General features: G+C 48.2%; 19 protein-coding genes. 9 read left to right on the forward strand and 10 right to left on the reverse strand.

Features of this window, described 5'->3' with window-relative positions; translation table 11 throughout:
- Positions 1-25: 25 nt before the first annotated feature.
- The 4 genes from acnA to KIU71_RS09315 all read left to right on the forward strand — a co-directional run bounded on the left by acnA (position 26) and on the right by KIU71_RS09315 (position 6115).
- Positions 26-2758 (forward strand): aconitate hydratase AcnA, encoded by a 2733-nt coding sequence (gene acnA / locus KIU71_RS09300; RefSeq protein ID WP_214130978.1) that lies wholly within the window; start codon positions 26-28, stop codon positions 2756-2758.
- A 3-nt stretch (positions 2759-2761) separates the two neighbouring features.
- On the forward strand, positions 2762-4117 hold the full coding sequence (locus KIU71_RS09305) for a class II fumarate hydratase (protein ID WP_214130979.1): 1356 nt from the start codon (positions 2762-2764) through the stop codon (positions 4115-4117).
- A 168-nt stretch (positions 4118-4285) separates the two neighbouring features.
- Complete coding sequence (locus KIU71_RS09310) at positions 4286-4750, forward strand: pyridoxamine 5'-phosphate oxidase family protein (RefSeq protein ID WP_214130980.1); 465 nt, start codon at positions 4286-4288, stop codon at positions 4748-4750.
- Between the two features lie 12 nt (positions 4751-4762).
- On the forward strand, positions 4763-6115 hold the full coding sequence (locus KIU71_RS09315; RefSeq protein WP_214130981.1) for an MATE family efflux transporter: 1353 nt from the start codon (positions 4763-4765) through the stop codon (positions 6113-6115).
- A gap of 38 nt (positions 6116-6153) precedes the next feature.
- Here the strand turns inward: KIU71_RS09315 and KIU71_RS09320 are convergent, their stop codons facing one another.
- Positions 6154-8250, reverse strand: a complete 2097-nt coding sequence (locus tag KIU71_RS09320; RefSeq protein ID WP_214130982.1) for a M13 family metallopeptidase — start codon at positions 8248-8250, stop codon at positions 6154-6156.
- 286 nt (positions 8251-8536) lie between these two features.
- On the opposite strand from KIU71_RS09320, the gene KIU71_RS09325 reads away from it, so the two are divergent.
- Complete coding sequence (locus KIU71_RS09325) at positions 8537-10030, forward strand: bifunctional GNAT family N-acetyltransferase/carbon-nitrogen hydrolase family protein (RefSeq protein WP_214131044.1); 1494 nt, start codon at positions 8537-8539, stop codon at positions 10028-10030.
- Between the two features lie 96 nt (positions 10031-10126).
- Entirely contained in the window at positions 10127-10897 is a 771-nt protein-coding gene (locus tag KIU71_RS09330) for a hypothetical protein (RefSeq protein WP_214130983.1), read from the forward strand.
- A gap of 63 nt (positions 10898-10960) precedes the next feature.
- Here KIU71_RS09330 and rpsO read toward each other — a convergent pair whose 3' ends face one another.
- Positions 10961-11230 carry a 30S ribosomal protein S15 gene (gene rpsO, locus KIU71_RS09335; RefSeq protein ID WP_214131045.1) on the reverse strand — a complete coding sequence of 90 codons (270 nt, stop codon included), beginning with the start codon at positions 11228-11230 and terminating at the stop codon, positions 10961-10963.
- Between the two features lie 558 nt (positions 11231-11788).
- On the opposite strand from rpsO, the gene KIU71_RS09340 reads away from it, so the two are divergent.
- Positions 11789-12169, forward strand: coding sequence for a VOC family protein (locus tag KIU71_RS09340; RefSeq protein ID WP_214130984.1), 381 nt, complete (start codon positions 11789-11791; stop codon positions 12167-12169).
- A gap of 102 nt (positions 12170-12271) precedes the next feature.
- Here KIU71_RS09340 and KIU71_RS09345 read toward each other — a convergent pair whose 3' ends face one another.
- The 7 genes from KIU71_RS09345 to rimP all read right to left on the reverse strand — a co-directional run bounded on the left by KIU71_RS09345 (position 12272) and on the right by rimP (position 19363).
- Positions 12272-12532: a Txe/YoeB family addiction module toxin gene (locus KIU71_RS09345; RefSeq protein ID WP_214130985.1), complete on the reverse strand. Its 261-nt coding sequence runs from the start codon at positions 12530-12532 to the stop codon at positions 12272-12274.
- Positions 12529-12780 (reverse strand): type II toxin-antitoxin system Phd/YefM family antitoxin, encoded by a 252-nt coding sequence (locus tag KIU71_RS09350; protein WP_214130986.1) that lies wholly within the window; start codon positions 12778-12780, stop codon positions 12529-12531. The genes KIU71_RS09345 and KIU71_RS09350 overlap by 4 nt, the downstream gene beginning before the upstream one ends.
- Before the next feature lie 419 nt (positions 12781-13199).
- On the reverse strand, positions 13200-14192 hold the full coding sequence (gene truB, locus KIU71_RS09355; RefSeq protein ID WP_214130987.1) for a tRNA pseudouridine(55) synthase TruB: 993 nt from the start codon (positions 14190-14192) through the stop codon (positions 13200-13202).
- The gene (gene rbfA, locus KIU71_RS09360) at positions 14193-14621 is read right to left on the reverse strand and encodes a 30S ribosome-binding factor RbfA (RefSeq protein WP_214130988.1); all 429 of its coding nucleotides are present in this window, start codon (positions 14619-14621) and stop codon (positions 14193-14195) included.
- A gap of 110 nt (positions 14622-14731) precedes the next feature.
- Complete coding sequence (infB, locus tag KIU71_RS09365) at positions 14732-17341, reverse strand: translation initiation factor IF-2 (RefSeq protein WP_214130989.1); 2610 nt, start codon at positions 17339-17341, stop codon at positions 14732-14734.
- A gap of 24 nt (positions 17342-17365) precedes the next feature.
- Entirely contained in the window at positions 17366-18859 is a 1494-nt protein-coding gene (gene nusA, locus KIU71_RS09370) for a transcription termination factor NusA (RefSeq protein WP_214130990.1), read from the reverse strand.
- Between the two features lie 45 nt (positions 18860-18904).
- Positions 18905-19363 carry a ribosome maturation factor RimP gene (rimP, locus tag KIU71_RS09375; protein ID WP_214130991.1) on the reverse strand — a complete coding sequence of 153 codons (459 nt, stop codon included), beginning with the start codon at positions 19361-19363 and terminating at the stop codon, positions 18905-18907.
- Between the two features lie 431 nt (positions 19364-19794).
- On the opposite strand from rimP, the gene KIU71_RS09380 reads away from it, so the two are divergent.
- The gene (locus tag KIU71_RS09380; RefSeq protein ID WP_214130992.1) at positions 19795-20868 is read left to right on the forward strand and encodes an efflux RND transporter periplasmic adaptor subunit; all 1074 of its coding nucleotides are present in this window, start codon (positions 19795-19797) and stop codon (positions 20866-20868) included.
- 10 nt (positions 20869-20878) lie between these two features.
- Positions 20879-24016 (forward strand): efflux RND transporter permease subunit, encoded by a 3138-nt coding sequence (locus tag KIU71_RS09385; RefSeq protein ID WP_214130993.1) that lies wholly within the window; start codon positions 20879-20881, stop codon positions 24014-24016.
- Positions 24017-24073: 57 nt separating this feature from the next.
- On the opposite strand, the gene KIU71_RS09390 is transcribed toward KIU71_RS09385, so the two are convergent.
- Positions 24074-24505 carry an OsmC family protein gene (locus tag KIU71_RS09390; protein WP_214130994.1) on the reverse strand — a complete coding sequence of 144 codons (432 nt, stop codon included), beginning with the start codon at positions 24503-24505 and terminating at the stop codon, positions 24074-24076.
- Between the last annotated feature and the right edge of the window lie 59 nt (positions 24506-24564).

Consider the following 24564-nt stretch of genomic DNA (forward strand, 5'->3'; position numbering starts at 1 on the left):
TGCAAGTACACCATTAGAGGGGATTATGAGCAAGAATAGTTTTGATACCAAAAGTTCTTTAGCGGTTGATGATAAACACTATGAGATTTTTGACATCAGTCGGATAAGCGCACAAGAGAAAGTGCAAAAGTTACCGTTTAGCCTGAAAATCTTACTTGAAAATTTGCTCCGCAATGAGGATGGCCATCATGTCAGCAAGCAGGATATTGACGCGCTAATTAACTGGGATCACAGCCAAACGCCGCAGCAACAAGTGGCCTTCTCTCCTGCCCGTGTTGTACTTCAAGATTTTACTGGTGTTCCTGCAATCGTTGATTTGGCCGCCATGCGCGACGCAATGATTTCTCTCAACGGCGACCCAGAAAACATTAACCCCCAAGTGCCCGTCGATTTGGTGATTGACCATTCGGTGATGGTCGACTATTTCGGTACAGACGATGCGCTTGAGAAAAACACCAAAGTGGAATTTGAGCGTAATAAAGAACGTTACCAGTTTTTGCGCTGGGGCCAAAAAGCCCTGTCTAATTTCCGCGTGGTACCACCGGGAACGGGTATCGTGCATCAGGTTAACCTTGAATATCTTGCCCACGTGGTGATGAGTAAAGACACCAGCGAAAACCCACAGCTATTTCCGGATACCTTAGTCGGCACGGACTCGCATACCACGATGATCAATGGCTTGGGTGTGCTCGGATGGGGAGTCGGCGGCATTGAAGCAGAGGCAGCCATGTTGGGTCAACCCATTAGCATGCTGCTACCTGAAGTGGTTGGCTTCAAACTGGATGGCAAACTCGCATCTGGCGCAACGGCAACTGATTTAGTCTTAACGGTGACGCAGATGTTGCGAGAGAAAGGCGTTGTCGGCAAATTTGTTGAATTTTACGGAGATGGTCTTGCCAATCTGCCACTGGCGGATCGGGCCACCATTGCCAACATGGCACCTGAGTATGGTGCTACGTGCGGGATCTTCCCGGTTGATGACGAAACCCTCACTTACCTACGTTTAAGTGGTCGTACACCCGAACAGGTTGATGCGGTCGAGGCGTATGCCAAGAAAACTGGCCTATGGCGCAAAGATGGCGAGACGCCAGCAAACTATACCGACACACTTGCGCTCGATTTGGGTGACGTGGTACCCAGCATCGCCGGACCGAAGCGTCCTCAGGATCGTATTTCTTTGTCAGACGCAAAACATGCTTTTATTGACCATATGCAGTTACAGGGAATTGAGCTGGATAACGACGCGCTGAACCGCTTCGCCGATGAAGGTGGCGACACTGCTGTCGGTCAAGACCCATCGTTAGGCATGGAAGAACTGGAAATCAATGGTGAGAAAACCCATCTGAAACATGGCGACGTAGTGATTGCCGCCATTACCTCCTGCACTAATACGTCAAACCCGGCAGTGATGCTTGCCGCAGGTTTGGTCGCGCAAAAAGCGATTGAAAAGGGTTTAAAGCCGAAACCTTGGGTAAAAACCTCGCTAGCGCCTGGCTCGCAAGTGGTTCCTGCCTATCTTGAGAAAGCTAATTTACTTGGCTCCCTAAAACAGCTTGGCTTTGATGTGGTGGGTTTTGGTTGTACCACCTGTATTGGAAATTCAGGCCCGTTGCCTGATGCCGTTAGCGAAGCAATTAGACGTGGGCAGTTAACGGTAAGCTCTGTGCTGTCGGGAAATCGCAACTTCGAAGGGCGGATCCATCAGGATGTGCGCGCTAACTACCTAGCATCACCACCGCTGGTTGTGGCATACGCCCTAGCCGGTACGATGACAAAAGACCTCACCCGTGAACCCATTGGGTACGGGAAAGACGGCGAAGCAGTGATGTTGGAAGATATATGGCCAACACCGCAAGAGGTCAGCGACTTGGTGTCTTCGTCGCTCTCATCGGAAATGTACAGCAGCCGCTATCAGAATGTGTTTGAAGGCACCGAACAGTGGAAATCACTGCCCGTACCCGAAGGGAAAACGTACAGCTGGCCCGAGTCAAGCTATGTCAAGAACCCGCCATTTTTTGACGGTATCAAGCCAAATATTGCTGGATTCCCAAGCATCTCTGATGCCCGCTGCATCGTAAAAGTCGGCGACTCGATAACCACAGACCATATCTCTCCCGCTGGCGCAATACAGGCAGACAGCCCCGTTGGACGGTATCTACAGCAAAATGGCGTCAGTCCGAAAGACTTTAATAGCCTTGGGTCACGTCGCGGCAATCACGAAGTGATGATGCGTGGCACGTTTGCAAACACGCGCTTGCGCAATCAGTTGGCGCCGGGCACTGAAGGTGGATTAACGCGGTACTTCCCCGACGACAAAGTCACCAGTATTTATGATGCCGCAATGAAGTATCAGAGCGCCGGCACACAGCTGGTGGTGCTGGCCGGTAAAGAATACGGCACGGGTTCGAGTCGCGATTGGGCCGCCAAAGGGACGAAATTGCTTGGTATTGAAGTGGTTTTAGCGGAAAGCTTTGAGCGTATTCACCGTTCTAATCTGGTTGGATTCGGTGTTCTACCACTTGAGTTTATGAACGATGACAGCGCTGAAACGCTGGGCCTAGATGGTACAGAAACCTTTCAATTTGGTAGCGTAGAATCGAAACCTAAAGTGATTACGGTTGATGCTACCAAACCCGATGGCAGTTCAATTTCCTTCGAAGCTAAGGTCAGAATCGATACGGAAAGCGAGTGGGACTATTATCAACATGGCGGTATTCTGCACTACGTGCTGCGCGATTTAGCGTCTAAAGTGGCCTAAGTAATGAGAGAGGAAAAAGACAGTCTGGGCACCGTAGAGGTGCCCTCTGACGCGCTTTATGGCGCGCAGACTCAACGTGCCATTGATAATTTTCCGATCAGCGGCATTCCCCTACCCGCTTCATTCATACAGGCACTGGCGCACATAAAATCAGCTTGCGCGCACGCAAACGCCGAGCTCGGTTTGCTCGATCACGATGTTGCGGCTGAAATCGAGCGCGCTGCGGATTCAATTGCTGCGGGTGAGCACGCCGATCAATTTCCGGTGGATGTTTTTCAGACGGGGTCAGGTACCAGCACTAACATGAATATGAATGAAGTGATTGCACGGCTGGCATCGACTCAACTGGAAAAGGATGTTCACCCCAATGACCATGTAAACAAGGGGCAAAGCAGCAATGATGTGATCCCGACAGCCATTCATTTATCGGCCTTACTGGCGCTTACGAAGCAACTAATGCCATCACTGCAGCAGCTAATCAATTCTGTATCGACTAAGGCAGATACGTTAAAAAACGAACTTAAAACTGGCCGCACCCACCTGATGGATGCGATGCCAATGACATTTGGGCAAGAGCTTGGCGGCTGGGCCTATCAACTTGGCGACAGTCAACAACGCTTACAGGAATCAGTCAATCGATTGCAGGTTCTAGCCATTGGCGGCACAGCAATTGGCACGGGAGTAAATACACACAACAGCTTTGCTCGGCATGTGGTTAGCGTGTTAAATGAAAGACTTTCTCTCACAATGCACGTAGCAGACAATCATTTTGCCTTGATCAGTGGCCAGGAAACGGCGCTTGAAGTATCCAGTCATCTGCGTACGCTAGCGAACACGCTGTTTAAAATCAGTAATGACTTGCGCTGGATGAACAGTGGCCCCTACGCAGGTATCGGCGAAATAGCGCTTCCGGCATTGCAACCTGGAAGCAGCATTATGCCCGGCAAAGTCAATCCGGTTATTCCTGAGGCAGTCGCCATGGTCAGCGCGCAAGTGACAGGCAACGATACAACGATTGCCATGGCAGCACAGTCAGGCAATTTCCAGTTAAATGTCATGCTGCCCGTCATTGCCTATAACCTGCTGCAAAGCATTTCGCTGGTAGCCAACAGTTGTCAGGCTATCGGCGGCACAACGCTCAAGGACTTTACCTTGAATCATGACACTATTGACCACGCATTATCACGTAATCCTATTTTAGTCACTGCGTTGAATAACGAAATTGGTTACGAATTAAGTGCAAAAATTGCAAAGCAAGCGTACGAACAGAAACTGTCGGTCAAGGAAGTGGCTAAATCAATGACCGATTTAAGTGATCAAACACTGGATAAACTGCTCGACCCGCGCAACATGATTTAAGCCAAGCTTACACGCTGTCATGAAAAAGTTGCGCAACGTTTTAGCGGATTGCTTCAATCGTATTTAAATGTTTTAAATAGTCTTTATATTTCATGCACATAAATATTCAGTGGGGTGGAACACTGCTTGCTTCAGTCAAAGCGACTTTATTGTTTTTAAGGAGTGAAGATGTCTAACGATATTCGCAAGCAAATGTGGTTGGCTATGGCTGAAAGCCCCTATGTGATGGTGAGTTTGAACAAAAATGCCGATCACAGCGAACCCATGAGAGCACAGTTGGATAAAGACGCCGACAACTGTTTTTGGTTTTACACAAAAAGGGATAATCGCATCGCAGATGGTGGCAAAACGACAGTGACATTTACAAGCAAAGACCACGATGTTTTTGCCTGTATTATCGGCGATCTCTCAGAAGAAACTGACCAAGACGTGGTTGATAAGTATTGGTCGAATCAAGTGGAAGCCTGGTACGAAGGTGGTAAGAGCGATCCGAAACTGAAAATGATGCGTTTTGATCTCAAAAATGCCGAAGTGTGGCAAGTGGACACATCGATAACAGGAATGCTGAAACTCGCAACAGGGGCGAAAGTAGATTCTGACGAAATGGGCGAGCACCAAAAAATAAGTTTCTGATAAGGATTTTTAATGGCGAGTGCGTCGAGGGACCTGACCGACGGGTCTATATGGGCGGCAATCGCCAATCTGACAATGCCGATGGTGGTTGGCATTGTCGCCGTGCTATCCGTTTCTCTAGTTGACACCTATTTTGTCGGCAAGCTTGGCACGGACGAGCTTGCCGCCTTATCATTTACATTTCCCATCACCATGGCCATAGCTAGCCTCGCGAGCGGCCTTGCTGCTGGCGCAGCGTCTGTAGTATCCCGTGCCATTGGATCGAAGAATCAAGCGGACGCGAAGCGTCTGTCCACCGACAGCTTAGTGCTCGCGACCGTTATCGTCATTGCTATTTCAGCTATCGGCTTCTTCACAATCATCCCATTGTTTTCCCTTCTTGGCGCGCAAGGAGATGTTCTAGCGTTATTAACCCGCTATATGCAAATATGGTACGTCTCCATGCCGTTTCTTGTGATCCCCATGGTGGCAAATTCGATTATCCGCGCGGTGGGCGATGCTTTCTGGCCCAGCCTCATCATGATCGGCGCTGCGGTCATCAATGTTATATTCACACCATTACTAATTTTCGGTTGGGGGCCGTTCCCCGCGCTGCATATTGAAGGAGCGGCCTACAGCACCTTAATTGCACGTGCAGCAACACTTTTTCTGGCGCTGTACATCGTGCTTTACCGAGAGCATATGATTGACGTGTCACTACCCGCCCTAAAAACGCTGGTTCAATCATGGTGGAAGGTGCTAAAAATAGGCGTTCCTGCTGGGGCTGGCAGTGTCGTAAACCCTGTTGGCATTGCGGTTGTTACTGCATTACTAGCAACTGCCGGTGATACCACGGTGGCCGCGTTTGGTGTCGCGACGCGAATAGAATCCTTTGCCAGTATTCCTATGCTCGCGTTGTCAGCAGCGATTGGCCCTATTGCAGGCCAAAACTGGGGCGCGGGGAATCGGTCGCGCGTGGTCGAAGCGGTTAAAAAATGCTATTGGGTGTGTGCTGTATGGTCTGTCATTTTGGCTGTCAGTTTTGTTTGGTTGGCGGCACCACTGGCTGAGTTTTTAGCATCTGAGGCACAGGTTGCCGAACAGTCCACCCAATACCTTATGATAGTCACTGTCAGTTTGTGGGGTTATGGTGTGGTTATCGTATCATCGACGGCATTCAATTCGCTGGGTAAATCGGTGACAGGTTTGGCATATTACATCGTGCGAACCGCTATCTTTTATGTGCCGCTGAGTGCTATTGCCAGTATTGCGTTTGGCAGTAGCGCCGTGTTTTATGCCATTGCAACAGCGAATGCGCTATCTGGCGCAATCGTCGGAGCCTACGCGCTGCATTGGCTTACACGCCATGCAAATGATGCGAGCTAAAAAAAAGGCGACACAAGAAGGTCGCCCTAGTATGCGCATTACCAGATTTTAACGCGTTCCTCTGGCGGCAAATATAGCGCGTCTTCAGGCGTCACGTCGAAGGCGCTGTACCATTCAGGCACATTACGCACTGCGCCATTGGTTCTGAACTTACCCGGTGAATGCGGATCGGTATCAATCTGACTGCGCAACGCTTCATCTCGGTACTTGCCCGCCCAAACCTGAGCGTAACCAATGAACACTCGCTGTACGCCGGTAAAGCCATCCAATACAGGCGCAGGCTCACCGTTTAAAGATAATTTATAGGCTTGCAGACCGATACTAATCCCGCCTAAATCGCCGATGTTTTCACCTAGTGTGAACTCACCGTTGACATACACATCGGGTAGAGCCTCAAACGCATTATATTGCTCAACTAACTGACTGGTGCGCGACTTAAATTCTTCCAAGTCAGCATCGGTCCACCAGTTCCGCATAACACCGTCACCATCAAATGCACTGCCGGAATCATCAAAACCGTGGCCGATTTCATGCCCAATAACGGCACCGATGCCACCATAGTTCACAGCATCTTCGGCATTCAGGTCGAAAAATGGGGGTTGTAAAATTGCCGCAGGGAATACAATTTCATTGGCTGGCGGATTGTAATAAGCGTTAACCGTCTGTGGCGTCATACCCCACTCGGTTTTGTCGACAGGCTTGCCTTGTTTCTCAACCTGCTCAGCGTGTTGAACGTCAGCCGCAGCTTTAATATTACCGAACAAGTCCTTCGCATCAACGCTTAACGCTGAATAATCTTTCCACTTGTCGGGATAACCGATTTTAACCGTAAATTTAGACAGCTTATCCAAAGCCTGAACTCGCGTTTCTTCCGTCATCCAGTCGAGTTCTTTGATGCTTTGCTCATACGCCAATAACAGGTTATCAACGAGCTCTGTCATACGCGCTTTCGCAGCGGGCGGGAAGTGTCGTTTAACGTAGACTTTGCCGATAACCTCACCCAATGTGTTGTCTAGCACGCGTGTTGCTCGCCGCCACATAGGTTGCTGTTCTTGCACGCCATAAAGCGTTTTATTGTAGAAGTTGAAGTTGGCTTCATCCAGCTCAGTGGTTAGATAGCTGGCAGACGAATTCAGAACACTCCAGTCAAGATAGGTTTTCCAGTCATCTAACGAAACCTCTGCAATCACATCATCAATGCCAGCGAGGAAGTCCCTTTGCATAATGATAAGTTTCTTGGGTGTTTCAAAGCCTGTTGCAGCAACATATTTTTCAACCGCAAATTTCGGCATCAGCGCTTTTAGCTCATCCAGCGTTAGGCCTTCGTAGTTTTGCGCCCAATTTCGCGTTTGCTCCTTTTTCATGTGCAACGCGGCGATTTTCTCTTCAATGTCATACACCGTTTGCGCTTTTTCAGCGGCATCGTCTTGGCCGGCGATAGTGAACACTGTTTCAAGGTGCGCAAGATACTTGTCTCGCACCGATTGTGACGTTTCATCATCTTTAAAATAATATTCGCGATCAGGCAAACCTAAACCCGATTGGAATACATAAAGACCGTATTCTTCTGGCGATTTAAAATCGGCATACTGGAAAAAGCTAAACGGAGTGGAAACCCCATAGCGAGCGGTTTTGCCAAAGAACGTGGCAAGTTCCTCATAAGAACTGATCGCGTCAATTTGTGAGAACATGGGCGCTAGTGGCTCTAACCCTAGCGCGTTGCGGGTATCGACATCCATGAAGGATGCATACATATCCCCCACTTTTTGCTCATCAGTGCCTTGCTCAAAATTCCCTTCCGCCGATTCTCTGATGATTTCGATCACGTCTTCTTGCGCTTCATCGCGCAGCTTCACGAAAACGCCATAACTGGCCTTATCGGCTGGAATTTCAAAGTTCTTCAGGAACGTACCGTTAACGTATTGATAAAAATCATCACCCGGATCAACGCTCAAATCCATATTTTCTTTCACCACGCCGGACGACAAATCTTGCTGAACATCCGCTGGCTGGGTTTGCGTTTCGCTTACACCGTCTGCGCCTGTTACTTGGCTTGATGGCGTGTTTGGGCTGCATGCACTGAGCATTAAAGCTGCTGATACAGCCAACCCGACACTACTTAATTTACGCTTCATAACGTTCCTCTTATTATTATGGTCATGTTAACTTTTCGATTCTGTCACCTTTCGCGTTCACGCGCACCCTCTGTTAATACCTTGTTACACTCTCTTGTGTATCAATGGCAGTTCTCTCAAGCGTCGAATTATTCAGAGAATTTAACGTTTTGCTCTATAAGATTTTTGCAGAGTGCGTAAACTAGAGCCTGTTTGAGAGAAGGGTATTGTGGAGTGAAATTTGACAACTGAAACCATCAATCTTAACGATGAATCTGAACATTTACTTGAGTTACGCCATCTCAGAATGGACGACTATGCCGACATCAAAGAATTGATGGATGTGGTTTATGAGCACGTCGGCGGTGCCTGGCCGCTGAAAAATTATCAGGCGCAAATTTCAACCTTCCCTGATGGACAGATTTGTATTGAAGATAAGGGCAAGGTGGTCGCCGCAGCCTTTGCTGTCATTGTTGATTATGAGCAGTTCGGCGACAAACACACGTACGACGAAATTACCGGCGATGCGTATTTAACCACCCACGATCCTAATGGCGATGTCCTTTATGGCGTCGATGTATTCGTGTCGCCCGAATATCGCGGTATGCGCCTCGGGCAGCGATTGTATGAAGCACGCAAAGAGCTGTGCCGAAACTTAAACCTGAAGTCCATCATGGCCGGTGGGCGTATTCCCAACTACTCCAAGCACGCCAGTGAGATGACACCGTATGAATACATCGAAATGGTTAAGTCAAAAGACATCTATGACCCAACACTAACATTTCAGGTCAGTAATGGCTTTGAAGTTAAGCAGGTTATGAAAGCCTACCTGCCTGAGGATAAAGCCTCGCTGGGCTATGCAACCTTATTGCAATGGCACAATATTTATTATGACGCTGAAAAACCGAGTTTAATCGGCGGTAAGAAGTCAAGCGCCCGTATCGGCTGCGTACAGTGGCAAATGCGTTACTTTGAGAACGTGGAAGAACTACTTCAACAGGTCGAGTACTTTGTCGATGCGCTATCCGACTACAAATGCGACGTCGCCTTATTCCCTGAGTTTTTTAACGCACCGTTGATGGGGCTAAGTCCATCTGATTCATCTATTGATGCGATTTGGCATTTGGCCACCTACACTGATGAAATACTCACAGCGATGTCGCATCTGGCCGTGTCATACAACATCACCATTATTGCCGGTTCAATGCCAATGATCGAAGATGATGAATTGTATAACGTTAGCTACCTTTGCCATCGTGATGGTAAGGTTGAAAATCAACCGAAACTGCACCCCACTCCGCATGAAAAGAAAGACTGGATCATGAAAGGTGGCAACACGCTAACGGCATTTGATACCGACTTTGGCAAGATCGGCATTCTCATTTGCTATGATGTCGAATTTCCCGAACTGGCACGTATTCTATCCGAGCAAGAGATGCAAATCCTGTTTGTGCCTTTTTGGACAGATACCAAAAATGGTTATCTTCGTGTTCGCCGCTGTGCTCAGGCGCGAGCGATAGAAAATGAATGCTATGTCGCGATTGCCGGTAGTGTGGGTAATTTGCCCAAAGTGGACAACGTTGATATTCAGTATGGTCAAACAGCGGTGTTTTCGCCTTCTGATTTTGCGTTCCCACATGATGCGATTGTGTCTGAAACAACCCCGAATACAGAGATGACCTTAATTGTCGATCTTGATTTAGACAAACTCACAAAGCTGCAGAATGAAGGTTCTGTTCGCAATTACCTGGATCGTCGCCGTGATCTGTACCGGGTCGAGTGGATTGGCGATAATAAATAGGTTGTTATCAAGCTGCCATACGTTTGCAACTGCACACATCTTGCAGCTATCATGCAGTGTGTGCATCGTTTTAACCTTTTAGAGTAGAAGTGTTTTATGTCGAACCCTAATGATCATGATGATTTACCCCTAATCAAACTGGACGAAGAAGATCGCCGCGGGCACCGTACACCTCAAAGCACCACACCCGCAGGCAAGAAAACGGTAAGGGCATCACAACAGCAGGATGCCCCACAGCCCACCGCCAAAGGCGGTAACGGGTTAGCTGTGTTCGCTTTGTTGCTCGCAATTGGCTCAGCAGGTGCCGCAGGTTGGTTGTTTTACCAGCTTGAGCAACAAATGGCCGTTGCTCAAGGTGCTGAAATACGTATAAAGGAACTGGAAAACAAGCTTTCCGCCACCGGGGAAGAAATTGGCGAATCGACCGTCGCACTGCAAGTCAAAGTCACTGAGCTGACCAATAAAACCAATGAGCTATGGGAGCAGATGGATAAACTCTGGGCTTCAGCATGGCGCAGAAACCAAGAAGAAATTGGTCAGCTTAATAGTAAGGTTGACGATCAGGTTGCATCCATCAAAAGTAATTTAAGTAGCACAACAGCAACGGCAAAAGACAACGTCTCATCCATCGCCGACACGCGTGGGCAGGTTGAAAACTTAGTCAGTGAAGTCCTTTCACTCAATGTTCAGCTGGAGCGCGCCGCTGCAACCAATGGTTCTGCTCGTCGCGATCTTCAGGCAGCGACAGAAAAACTGACGTTGTTAGAACAGCGGAATGCGTCGTTGGTGACCAGAGTGAATCAACTGGAAAACGAGATTCGGCAAATCGCAACTCGCGTTGCTTCATCAGCTGGCGGCACACCCTAACGGGAGCCACAGACATAAAAAAAGCGCCGAAAGGCGCTTTTTTTTGAGTCTTTAGGTCGACGATTAACGACGTAGACCTAAACGTTTGATCAAGTCAGCATAACGCTCTGCGTTTTTGCTCTTTAAGTAATCAAGCATTTTACGGCGCTGGCTAACCATGCGTAGCAAACCACGACGTGAGTGGTGATCTTTCTTGTTGCTAGCAAAGTGACCTTGAAGCTTGTTGATGTTATGCGTAAGCAAAGCAACTTGTACTTCAGGTGAACCCGTATCACCTTCTTTCGTTGCGTATTCAGCGATGATTTCAGCAGTTTGATCTTTAGTGAGCATAATATTCTCCCGTAGAGAGGTTTAAACACGAGCAGACCGATCACTAATTCAGCACTGCTCAAAAGAGCGCGTATTATAGCCATGTACCGGTAGAACGCAAGCAACAGTGCGACTATTTAAAAGTGGATTCGTCATTGTTCACTATCTGACATTATGGAAAACAGAGCGCAATCAGACCTGATGGTTTCCCGTATACGTATGTCGAACACTCCGATTAATCAACATGAGCAAAATCATCACCAGTTACTTGCTCCCGTAGCCAGAAAAAAGACCGGATTGGTCGATATTAAATCGTTAGCTGCGAAAATGGCGGTTTAATTTATCCAGAATTTTTAAACTTTCTTAGGGCTACCAATGACGGCGAGTGCTCTGAATCTCGTCTTAGTATCAAATTCTGCAATGGCTTGCGTGGACAACGCTTCAATAAGCTTGTTCGTGCTTATCTTTCTGTGTATTGCCAACGCTTTCAGTTTGGCTCCTATTTGTTTACTCTACGTAAATGGCAAGGCGAAAAATATCAGATATGGTACGAGCCGACATCGTTATACGCTAGGAGTTTACATGGAACTTAACCAGATTACATTGCCAGTAAAAGAAATGGGTATTGCCGTTAACTTTTACCTCAGGCTCGGCTTCACTCAAATTGTCGATACACCGCATTACGCTAGATTTTCTTGCCCAAATGGGAATTCTACTTTTTCCTTATCGCTCGAATCTGGTGAGTTTGAAAACAGTTCTGTGATTTACTTTGAGCATGAAAATCTTGATGAACTGTGTACTGAGTTATCTCAGAAAGGTTTTCAGTTTGAGCAACTACCGAGAGCACAACGATACCTGTGGAAAGAGGCCATACTTAAAGATCCATCTGGTAATAAAATCAAACTTTACTGGGCAGGTGAGAATCGTTTAAACCCTCCTTGGAAAGTCGAGAAACGCGTATAACGATCACATTAAATCGGTCGCTAGCTTTCTGAGACAGTATTGCGTGGGCTCTGTCGCTTCACTCGGATTTTAGCCTACGTATTACTACCCGTTATGTGGATTTTATATGCCATAGTGATATCGGAGCTGTGCGATAAAAATAGTGTCATCTTGGATTTTGTACACAATGCGATGCTCATCTGTTATTCGCCTAGACCAATAACCAGCCAAACCATGTTTTAGTGGCTCGGGTTTCCCAACACCTTCATGCGGTGACCTACTGATGTCTTTAATCAAGGCATTGATCCTCTTAATTATCTTCTTGTCAGTCTGCTGCCAATAAAGATAATTGTTCCATGCCGTGGTTGAAAACGTCAGTTTCACTCAATCAGTTCTTTTTGAAGCCCACCGCCAGTTTCAAGCTCAGCAATCGATTCTAACAACTTCCGAGCATTCTCAGGAGAACGCAGCAAGTATGTGGTTTCTTCCATTGCTTGATAATCTTCGAGGGACATCATAACCACTGAAGGTTGTGTTTTACGAGTTATAATGACAGGAGCATGATCATTACAAACTTGCTCCATAGTTGATGCCAGTTTCGCTCTAGCCGCTGTATAACTTATAGCATCCATAACAAACACCCTGTACATATAGTTGTACATATCTTAATGTCATATAATAAAACAATCAAGCTCGCTCACTGTATTCGCTGGGCGAGTTACTCGCGCGCGCTATCCCTATTTTCGCGATTGGAGAAAGGCTTGAAAACCCACATGTCATTTCCGACTAACTGAAAGGCTATCAATCAGTCTATACATTTACATTGAGAACTGCTGGATATCGAATGGCCTATGAAGTATTTGATGATGCGATTTTAGTCTGCGTTTTAGCGGTCGGAAAGCGAGACAAAAATGCGATCGATGAAAAATCCTAACACGTAAACATCTGCAACTTGTCTAACGCTGCCTGTCAGCTTCGGTCGAGACCTATTGCTAAAAAACGACTTCAAAAAATTCAGATTAGACTTGACCCACGACAAGTTGAAACTAAGTTAATTGTCTCTCACTGTTAACCGCTTCGGTGTGACAAAGGTGTGTTGGTCAAATAGTGAGGGAGACCTGTCACGGGGCTTGTCGATATGCTCTCCTACCCCAATAAACTGTTCTGTGCCCTCACATTGCTGATAAACCCGAATGTGGCTGCCTAGTTCACACTGCACGTTACATATCGCGCTTTGACCGTGCAAAAACCGTGAACCTTGCTGCCTATCCACAACCATTTTCGGCAATTGCATGGCTGCTGCTTCAAGCGGCAACAATAACGCATCTAACGCTGAGTAATTAACTGACTCAACAGGCGTATCACGGTCGCGCGCCGGGGCTAAATCGCGAAGTTCTGCCATCGTATACATCGGTTGATGGGCGTACTGCGCCACAGACACACGATGCAGTTTTGATACAAACGCACCGCAGCCCAATAACTGGCCGAGATCGTCAATCAACGTGCGAATGTAAGTGCCTTTGGAGCAGTGAATACGCATGGTTGCTTTGCTGCCAGTGAATGAAGTCAGTGTGTAGTCAAACACGGTGATCTCTCGCGCAGGCCGGTCAATCGTTTCACCACGCCGGGCATACCAGTAAAGAGGTTTGCCCTGATACTTCAACGCAGAGTACATAGAAGGAACTTGCTGACCAACCCCCTTAAAAGACTGTATCGCGTCGAGCAACTGAGACTCTGTTAAACAAACAGGTGCTTCTGACACCACTTCTCCATCGGCGTCAGACGTGGTTGTGCGCACGCCGAAAGTTGCTTCAACCTCATAGGTTTTATCGGCATCAAGCAGATATTGCGAAAACTTGGTGGCTTCACCCAGGCAAATCGGCAACATGCCTGAGGCTAATGGATCGAGCGCACCGGTGTGACCCGCCTTCGCCGCGCCGAACAAGCGCTTAACCTGTTGCAATACCTCGTTTGAAGACTCATTTAGCCCTTTATTGAGCAATAACATGCCGTGAATAGCACGCCCTTTGTTGCGTCGCCCCACTTAGTCGTCCTTCTTTTCACCATCTTTGTGAGCGTCACTATCAGCCGCTTTAGCAGCGGCCCGACGTTCATCTTCGGCAACCGTTTGTGATACCAGATTAGAAATGCGGATACCTTCTGTGAGTGAAGCGTCACGCACAAAGGCAATAGCAGGCACGGAGCGCATGCGCAGGCGTTTAGCCAGTATTGACCGCACCATGCCGCGCAAATCGATTAAACGCTTTAAGCTGTGTTCGATCAATTGCTCATCATTTTCATAAAAAGTCACGAACACTTTGGCGTGTGCCAAATCGCGACTGACTTCAACACCCGACACCGTCACCATGATGAGATCGGGTTCGGTATGCTTGATTTCGTTTTGCAGGATACTGGCAACTTCTTTATGAACCTGCTGTGCAACTCTGTCTGTACGAGAGAATTCCCGAGCCATGACAACCTCTTTAAGTTAACTGTTGATTTGTGTGCATGGCACACCTGCTTGCTGCTGAGCGCAAAACGGAGGCTTGCGCCTCCGTTATTCAGTAGACCATGAAGCTGCGTTTAAATTTCGCGCTTCACTTCAACCGTTTCGAAGACTTCGATTTGGTCGCCCACTTTAACGTCGTTGTAATTCTTCACGCCGATACCACACTCCATGCCATTACGCACTTCCTGCACATCGTCTTTGAAGCGACGAAGGGACTCTAGTTCACCTTCATAAATCACCACGTTATCGCGTAGCACGCGAATTGGCGCGCTGCGTTTAATGATCCCTTCAGTGACCATACAACCCGCGATAGCACCGAGCTTAGGTGACTTAAACACATCACGAACTTCCGCCAGGCCGATAATCTGTTGCTTGAATTCTGGCGCTAGCATACCGCTCATCGCCTGTTTCACTTCATCAATCAGATTATAGATAACACTGTAGTAACGCAGATCGATTTCTTCATTTTCTATCACGCGACGTGCGGTAGCATCGGCACGTACGTTAAAACCAACCACAATCGCATTAGACGCAGCAGCCAGACTGGCATCCGTCTCAGTGATACCACCCACACCGCTACCAACAATGTTCACTTTAACTTCACTGGTAGAAAGCTTCATTAGTGATTCAGCAATCGCTTCAACGGAGCCCTGAACATCGGCTTTAAGCACTACGTTCAACTCACTCACGTCACCGGCTTCCATGTTGGCGAACATGTTTTCCAGTTTTGCCTTCTGCTGTTTAGCCAGTTTCAGTTCACGCTGTTTGGTGTGGCGTTTAGCCGCAACTTCACGCGCTTTACGCTCATCTTTTACGACAACCGCATCTTCACCGGCAATCGGTACCCCGGATAAACCTAGCACTTCTACAGGCGTTGACGGTCCGGCTGATTTCACGTCCTGACCATTCTCATCACGCATTGCACGAACGCGGCCATATTCTTCACCACACAACAGAATATCACCGGCTTTAACTTCACCTTGCTGAACCAATACTGATGCAACAGGACCACGGCCTTTGTCCAAACGAGACTCAATCACGATTCCGCGACCTGGGCCAGTTTGAACCGCTTGCAGATCAAGCAGTTCCGCTTGTAGCGTGATCGCTTCAAGTAACTCTTCAATCCCCATGCCGGTTTTCGCTGACACGTTCACAAACTGATAATCACCGCCCCACTCTTCTGAGATAACGTCAAGCTGTGAAAGCTCAGTCTTGACGCGATCAGGGTCAGCAGATTCTTTATCCATTTTGTTGACCGCTACAATCAACGGCACATTTGCTGCGCGAGCGTGCTGAACAGCCTCTTTTGTTTGCGGCATCACACCATCATCGGCAGCCACCACCAAAATAACGATGTCAGTCGCCGTTGCACCACGTGCGCGCATAGCAGTAAACGCGGCGTGCCCTGGGGTATCCAAGAAAGTTACCTTACCGCGTTCTGTTTCAACACTGTAGGCACCAATGTGCTGTGTAATACCACCCGCTTCACCATCGGCCACTTTGGCGCGACGAATGTAATCCAACAACGATGTTTTACCATGGTCAACATGACCCATAATGGTAACAACTGGCGCACGCGTTGATTTTTCGCCTTCACCAGAGTCGGCAATCAACTCATCTTCCATCGCATTGTCGTTGACTAATTCATACTTATGACCCATTTCTTCAACCACTAATACGGCGGTATCTTGGTCCAATACTTGGTTAATGGTGGCCATTTCACCCATTTTCATCATGGTTTTGATGACTTCGTTTGATTTAATGGCTAAACGACTGGCCAATTCACCCACGGTGATTGTGGCACTGAGTTTAACCACGCGTTCAACCGGTTGGGCTGGTTTATTAAAGCTATGCTTCAAATCTTCTCCCGCATTTTTGCGTGACTTCTTGCGTCGACGAGATGAGCGCTCAACCTGAAGATCTTCTTCATCTTCAGCTTCCTGAGCATAACGATTGGAATGCAAGTGCACTTCTTTCGCTTCTTCCGCTTTGCGGCGCTCTTCTTCTTCTTTCCAACGACGCTCGTTCTCTTCTGCCAATTTGCGTGCTTCTTCTGCCGCTTTTTTGGCATCTTCTTCCAACTTACGCTGCGTCTCTTCTTCCTGCTGCTTTTTAATACGCTCTTCTTCTTTACGCGCTGCTTCCTGCTCAGCCTTCTCTTCTGGCGTGAGTGTCGATTCAGCCGCTTTGCGTTCTTCCGCTTCTTTCTTCGCTTTTTCAGCACGCGCTAAACGCTCAGCTTCTTGGGCTTTGCGAGCTTCTTCAGCTTTCTTCGCTTTTTCTTCAGCGGCTTTTTTGGCCGCCTCAGCGGCTTCACGTTCAGCTTTTTGACGCGCTTCTGCTTCTTCAGCCTTACGCTTCGCTTCTTCTTCAGCAAGACGCTGTTCTTCAATATCTGTGCGTTTCACGTAAGTTCGCTTTTTACGAACCTCTACCTTAACCGCCTTGGACTTACCCACACTTAATGTGCTGGTTGTTTTACGCTGTAGCGTCATGCGCTTCGGGCCATCAGAGCCTGAGCTGCCGTGCTGCTTACTTAAATGATCAAGCAACTGACGTTTTTCATCTTCGGTGACGTTATCAGTCGCTTTTTTCTCTATACCAGCGTCTTTAAACTGCCCCAATAGACGGTCAACTGCTGTGCCAATATCACTGGCGAGTTTTTCAATGGATACTTCTGCCATTACTCGAATTTCCTCTTGTTGACCTTATTCTTCGTTGAACCAAACGATATTGCGCGCAGCCATAATCAGCTCACCCGCTTTCGCTTCATCAAGTTCTTCAATGTCGCTAATATCATCCGTTCCTTGCTCGGCTAAACCTTCCAAATCGATAATGCCGCGACTTGCCAGTACGAACGCAACATGGCGCTCCATACCCGGAAGGTTAATCAATTCTTCTTTCGGCTCATTGGCTTCTAAAGACTCTTCGTTTGCCAGTGCCTGCGTGGTTAAGTAGGCTCGCGCACGTTCACGAAGCTCTTCAACCATCTCTTCATCCAAGCCATCAATGGCTAACAACTCGCTGACAGGCACATAGGCCACTTCTTCCAGCGTGGTAAAGCCTTCCTCAACCAATACGGATGCAAAGTCTTCGTCGATATCCAAACCAGAAGTAAACACACCCAGCACTTTCGAATTTTCTTCTTCGTGCTTGGCATTTAAATCGTCGATGGTCATTACGTTTAATTCCCAACCGGTAAGTTGGCTGGCTAAACGTACATTCTGACCACTACGCCCAATGGCCTGAGCAAGGTTGTCTTGCTCAACAGCAACGTCCATATGGCCGTTATCTTCATCCACGACAATAGAAGCCACTTCAGCAGGTGCCATTGCGTTGATCACGAACTGCGCTGGATTTTCATCCCATAACACAATATCAACACGCTCACCGCCAAGTTCACCTGAAACCGCCTGTACACGTGAACCGCGCATACCAACGCAAGCACCAACAGGATCGAGACGTTTATCGTTTGTTTTAACGGCAATCTTTGCGCGAGAACCCGGGTCACGAGCAGCTGATTTTATTTCCAGCGTTTCTTCCGCAATTTCAGGTACTTCTAAACGGAACAACTCAACCAACATGTCGGGATGCGTACGGCTGATAAACAACTGTGCGCCTCGCGCTTCTGGGCGAATGACATAAAGAAGGCCGCGCACGCGATCGCCCGGACGGAACGTTTCGCGAGGTAACATATCGTCGCGGAAAATAACGCCTTCCGCATTATTGCCTAAGTCGATAATAATGTTGTCGCGATTCACTTTTTTAACCGTACCGGTGACCAAATCACCCACGCGATCTTCGTATTCCGCAATCATCTGAGCGCGTTCAGCTTCACGCACTTTTTGCACAATCACTTGTTTTGCCGTTTGCGTTGTTATGCGGTCAAAAGCAATCGACTCAATTTGCTCTTCAACGTAATCGCCTACCTGAATTTCAGGCTCATCCACCTGCGCCGCAGACAAAGTCATCTCTGCATACGGGTTTTCTTGTGGCTCATCATCCGGCGTCACTAACCAACGGCGAAACGTATCAAAATCACCGGTTGTACGGTTAATCTCAACGCGTACTTCAATCTCGCCTTCATTTTTCTTTTTGGTGGCGCTTGCAATTGCGAATTCAAGTGCCTCGAAAATCTTCTCACGCGGTACTTGCTTCTCGTTGGATACAGCTTCTGCTACTAACAATATCTCTTTATTCATTTCTTGCCTCATTGACAACTGCGGTTTGTGTTTAAGTAATAACCGCTAATCAAACGTAGGAACCAAGTTCCCTTTCTCTATATTTGCAAACGCCAAATCGTAAGTTTGACCATCTACTTCCACACTCACCACACCGTCTTCAACAGCGATGAGTTTGCCTTTAAAGTTGCGACGATTATTCATCGGCATCGACAGCCGCACACTCACTACTTCCCCAATAATGCTGGCGTAATGCTGCTGTTTAAACAGCGGTCTATCCATGCCAGGAGACGAAACTTCAAGGTTGTATTCTGTCGTGATTGGATCTTCTACATCCAACACGGCACTCACCTGATGACTCACGTCCGCACAATGGTCTACACTGATCCCATCAGGATGATCGATAAACACCCGCAAAATAGAGTGTTTTCCCGCGCGAACGAATTCAACGCCAACCAGCTCAAAGCCTAATGCCTCAACGGCTGGCTCTAACATCGCAGTCAGTCGTTTTTCTAATTGCGACAAACAAACCTCCAAATACGAAAAAAGGGCCTAAAGCCCATCTGAAACTAGCTCTAGCACAACACCGAGCCGATATGTCATTTCCACAAAGTGACCACCAACAAAAAACCCCGTTCAATGCGGGGCTCAAATACTGGTTGGGACAACAATCGAGCTCAAACTTCGGCTGCTTCCCAGAAATTGAATCGGCAGATTGTGCATTAGCACAAGCGATGCCTCGCGAGGAACGTTACTTTCCTTCAGAGGGAGCCCGTTCCAACAATGGCGCATATTATAGAGTGTCTGCGTGTAATGTGCAACGCCTCAGGGCGCGTTGAACGATATTTACACAAAAGTTTCATGAATTACCCGTAATATAAAATTCGAAGCTTATTCTGCGCAACTCGCGTATCATTTTCGGCGCAACTAAATCGTTTAATCAAAGGGATTCCGCTATGCTCGTTCGTTGGGTAACCGCAATACTGGTTTGTGTGTTCGTGATTGCAGGCTTAGGGTTCATTAAATTTACGCAAGTGAAAGCCGCCATCGCCTTCGGTGAGTCTTTCCCCGAACCGAGCGAAACCGTACATACCCTATCAACCCAGTTCAGTCAGTGGCAGCCACGCCTGCGTGTGATGGGCGAAGTGGTTGCTCCACAATCGGTCACGTTGCGCACCGAATTAGAAGGGGTTATTGCTGACGTCAACTTTCCTTCTGGCGGGCATGTCGATGAAGGCCAGCTGTTACTGCAACTTGATGTTCGTGATGAGCTCGCGCAGTTAGAGGCCATTGCCGCAGAAATTCGACTTGCTGAACTTGATGTTTCCAGAGCGAATCGCTTGTTAGATGCGAAAGCATCGACCAAAGATCAATTGGACCGCGCTCAGGCACAACTGGCCATCACGCAAGCACGAGCCGAGTCGATGCGTGCGGTTATTTCCAAAAAATCCATTATCGCGCCCTTTTCTGGTTCTGCCGACTTACATGAGTTTGAAATCGGTCAATTTTTGCCTGCCGGCTCTGTGGTCACTGATCTTGTGGGTAGCAATGACTTTGTCTGGGTCGACTTTTCGCTGCCCCAACAATACGCTAATTTACCGGCCAATGCGCCGATAACCGTCAGCGCTGTTGACCACAATTTTGCATCGGTTGAGGCCGAAGTGATCGCACAGCGCTCACGCATATCCCCTCTATCTCGAAGCCTACAGTTTCGAGCAAAAGTCGACCTGACTGGCAGCAATCTGTTAGCCGGAACGGCGGTTAATGTGAGTGTTCCAAAAGGTGACGCCAAAACCATCATCCGCGTACCAGTACAAGCGGTACGCTACGATAGTTTTGGCAGCTATATTTTTACGCTGTCTAAAGACGATAAAAATGATTGGCGCGCAGCTCGTCAAGCTGTCACCGTTTTATACAAAGATAATGTTGATGCGGTGTTAGAAAACACCCTCGGTGAAAATGTGGTCGTCGCGACAACCGGCTCCTACAAGCTGAAGCCCGGACTGCTAACCAACGTTGCACCTCATTAGGATCACGTCAATGAAATTTGAAGAGCAACACGATCCTGCACAAGCTGCCCGGCCCAACATCATGGACGTGTTCAGTTTACGCCCCATCGTCGCCATCGTGCTGTCGCTGGCCATCGTTCTGGTCGGTATCCGTGCCGCGATCGATATTCCTGTACTACAGTTTCCAAAAATCAGCAGCGCCTCGATACAAATCACAACGCCCTATATCGGTGCGTCATCTGAAGTGATACAAGGCTTTGTGACTGAGCCGATTGAACGTGTCGCGGCTTCCGTTCCGGGCGTTGATTACGTCGACTCACGCACAACGCCCGGCACCAGTGTGGTCACGGTCTGGCTACGTTTAAATGAAGACACCACACAAGCACTGGCTGAACTGTCGGCACGTATCGACCAGATCCGGTTTGAACTGCCTGAAGCCGCAGAAGACCCAATGATCGAAGTGGTTCGCGCCGACCGCCCCTTCGCACTGTTTTACTTAACCGTTAATTACGATCAGCAAGAAGCCGGGATGTCGCGTCTTGAGGTTACCGATTTTCTGTCTCGCAATGTGTCTCCTTCGTTAGCCACGATCCCGGGGGTGCAACGCGTTGGTCTTGAGGGAAGTCGCAACCCTGCCATGCGGATCTGGCTCAATGCAGACAAACTCCTTGCCTATAACCTCACCGCTCAGGATGTGGATTCTGCGTTGCGGCGCAACAATATTATTGCCGCTATTGGTAATACTGAAAATAACCTGCAACGCGTGTCATTGCTCACTGATACGTCACTGTCGCAGGTCGACGAGTTTGAACAACTGGTGATCCGCGAGTCAGAGGGCGTGCAAATTCGCTTAGGCGATATAGCACGGATCAATATTGGCGAAGAAGAAGGCCAACTAAGTGCTCGCTTCGACAAAGACACCACCTTGTATATCTCAGTGTGGCCGCTGCCCGGCGCCAATGAGATAGCCATTGGCGATCGCTTATACGTCATGATCGACGAATTAAACGCAACCTTTCCGCCGGGCTTGAGTATTTCTCAGGGTTACGACGGCACGTTATACATGCGTGATGCACTGAAAGAGATTTTTATCACGTTGGGTGAAACGGTGTTCCTGGTGGGGATTGTAGTGCTTGCTATGATGGGATCATTTCGTACCGCTCTGGTTCCATTAATCACGATCCCGATATCCATTCTCGGTGCAATCGCAGCAATGTCTCTGATGGGGTTTAGCTTAAACCTCCTCACGGTACTTGCGATCGTTTTGTCAGTAGGGCTTGTCGTCGATGACGCCATTGTCGTGGTAGAGAATGTCGCGCGACACATGCGATCAGGCATGACGCGCACACAAGCCGCGCTCACCAGCTCGCGTCAGTTACTGGCGCCCATCATCAGTATGACCGTAACATTGGCCGCAGTGTACGCACCTATCGGCTTACTCACTGGGCTAACCGGCGCCTTGTTTAAGGAGTTCGCCTTCACCTTGGCTATTGCCGTTTTAATTTCGGGCGTGGTTGCCACAACGCTTTCGCCGATCATGAGCGCGTATGCCTGCCCCGAAGGAGGCAAAGAAAGCCGGCTAACACGTAAAATCAACGGCTGGTTTGGCGCCATTCAGTCGGCTTACGGTCGCTTTGTTGTTAGCTCCATGCGGCATCGTTCGGCGATTTTATTTGTTGCTTCGGTACTGGCATTACTCAGTGTGCCCTTCTACTTGTTTTCACTCAAAGAACTCGCTCCCACTGAGGATCAATCTGCCATCACAGTTATTATTGAAGCGCCGCCTGAAGCCTCTTTGGAATATACCGAAACCCACATGAATGACATTGTCGATACCATGATGCAATTGGAAGGCGCGCAGTTTATGTGGCAGATTGTCAACCCGAGTGGCGCCTTTAGTGGCGTTGAACTTGTCGCTGTAGAGGAGCGTTCACAAGGTGTTCAGGACATGTTCTGGCAAGCTTATGGTATGTTATCGACGGTGCCCGGCTTAAAAGCTTTTCCTGTGCTCGATTCTGCATTGCCCACCGCCGGCAACTTTTCAGTCGAACTGGTTGTGCTAAGCACAGATGAATACGCTGACATGAAACCTTATGCTGAAAAAATACTCGCCGCGGCGAACGCCAGTCAAACGTTCTTATTTGTTGAGACTGATCTTAAAATCGATGTGCCTCAAGCGCGCTTGGTGTTGAACAGAGAGCGCATTGCTGATTTAGGGATGGATTTAGCCAATGTTACCCAGCAGCTCAATTTCATGCTGTCGGGCAACTTCGTTAATCGCTACAACCAAGATGGCAAAGCCTACCGGGTGGTGCCGATGCTGGAGGCTCCTAATCGGTCTGCTCCAGATGCGATTCTAAATTTAAATCTGCGCACCCCTCAGGGCGAACTCGTGCCCGTGCGCTCTATCGCCGCGCTGACCACAGAAGTGGGGCCACGCGTTCTGAGCAAATTCCAGCAGAAAAATGCGTTTCGGATCTACGGTGAAGTTATTCCCGGAACCACCAAAGAGCAAGGTTTAACCGTATTGGAAAAGGCAGCCGCCGACATTCTGCCCGCGACTTACACACTGGATTACGCGGGTGAATCTCGGCAAATTCGCCTTGAGGGAAATACCTTGGAGGGCGTTTTATTAGTTGCCCTGATGTTTGTATTTTTGGTGTTAGCGATTCAGTTCAACAGTTTCAGAGACCCTCTTGTGGTATTGATTGGCTCAGTTCCATTAGCATTAGCAAGTGCCTTGGTGTTCGCGTTCGTGGATTTCACTACCATTAACATCTACTCGCAGGTTGGCTTTATCACGTTGGTGGGGTTGATTGCTAAAAATGGGATTTTAATGGTGGAATTTGCCAACAGTATGCAAAAACAAGGCTACGCCAAATTGGATGCCATTGTGATGTCGGCACAAACACGTTTACGCCCGATTCTAATGACCACCGGAGCTACCGTGCTCGGCCACTTCCCGCTCGTACTGGTCACCGGTGCAGGCGCAGAGGCGCGTAACAGCATTGGTATTATCTTGGTGGCCGGTATGCTGGTAGGTACCTTTTTCACCTTGGTGGTGCTGCCTAGCGTTTATATGGTATTAGCATCTGAGCACACTCGTGATGACACATTGCAAACCCCACAACCAGAAGATGTGCCACCTCCTGCACCGCTCCGGTCATAAAAAAGCCGCCACTATTGTCATAGTTGGCGGCTTTCGATGAATCACTTAGCGAAGGTGCTAACTGAATGACTCGATGGTCAGACTAATATCACAGTTCAATAACTTGGAAATCGGGCAGTTTTGTTTAGCATCGTTCGCGGCTTTCTCAAAGTCAGACATATCAAGGCCTTCCACGTCACCTGACAGTGTCAATTCTGATGACGCGACCTTAAATCCATCACCTTCTTTAACTAAGGTGACTAATGCTTTTATATTGAGCGTGCCGTCAGTAAAGCCTTTTTCAGCCAACCCGAAAGACAGCGCCATGGCGAAGCAGGACGCATGAGCTGCAGCGATCTGTTCTTCGGGGTTGGTGCCTTTTTCATCCTCAAAACGCGTATTGAAGCCGTACGGTTGCTCACTCAGTGCGCCCGATTGCGTCGTTACCGTACCTTTTCCCTCTTTACCCAGACCTTTATAGGTTGCTGTTGCCGAATTCTTCATTGACATAATGTAACGCTCCTATTAAATGTGAAAATTCACGTTTACTCGCATTCTCGCATCTTATT

It is taken from the genome of Alteromonas oceanisediminis (assembly GCF_018474025.1).
Lineage (GTDB): Bacteria > Pseudomonadota > Gammaproteobacteria > Enterobacterales > Alteromonadaceae > Alteromonas_E > Alteromonas_E oceanisediminis.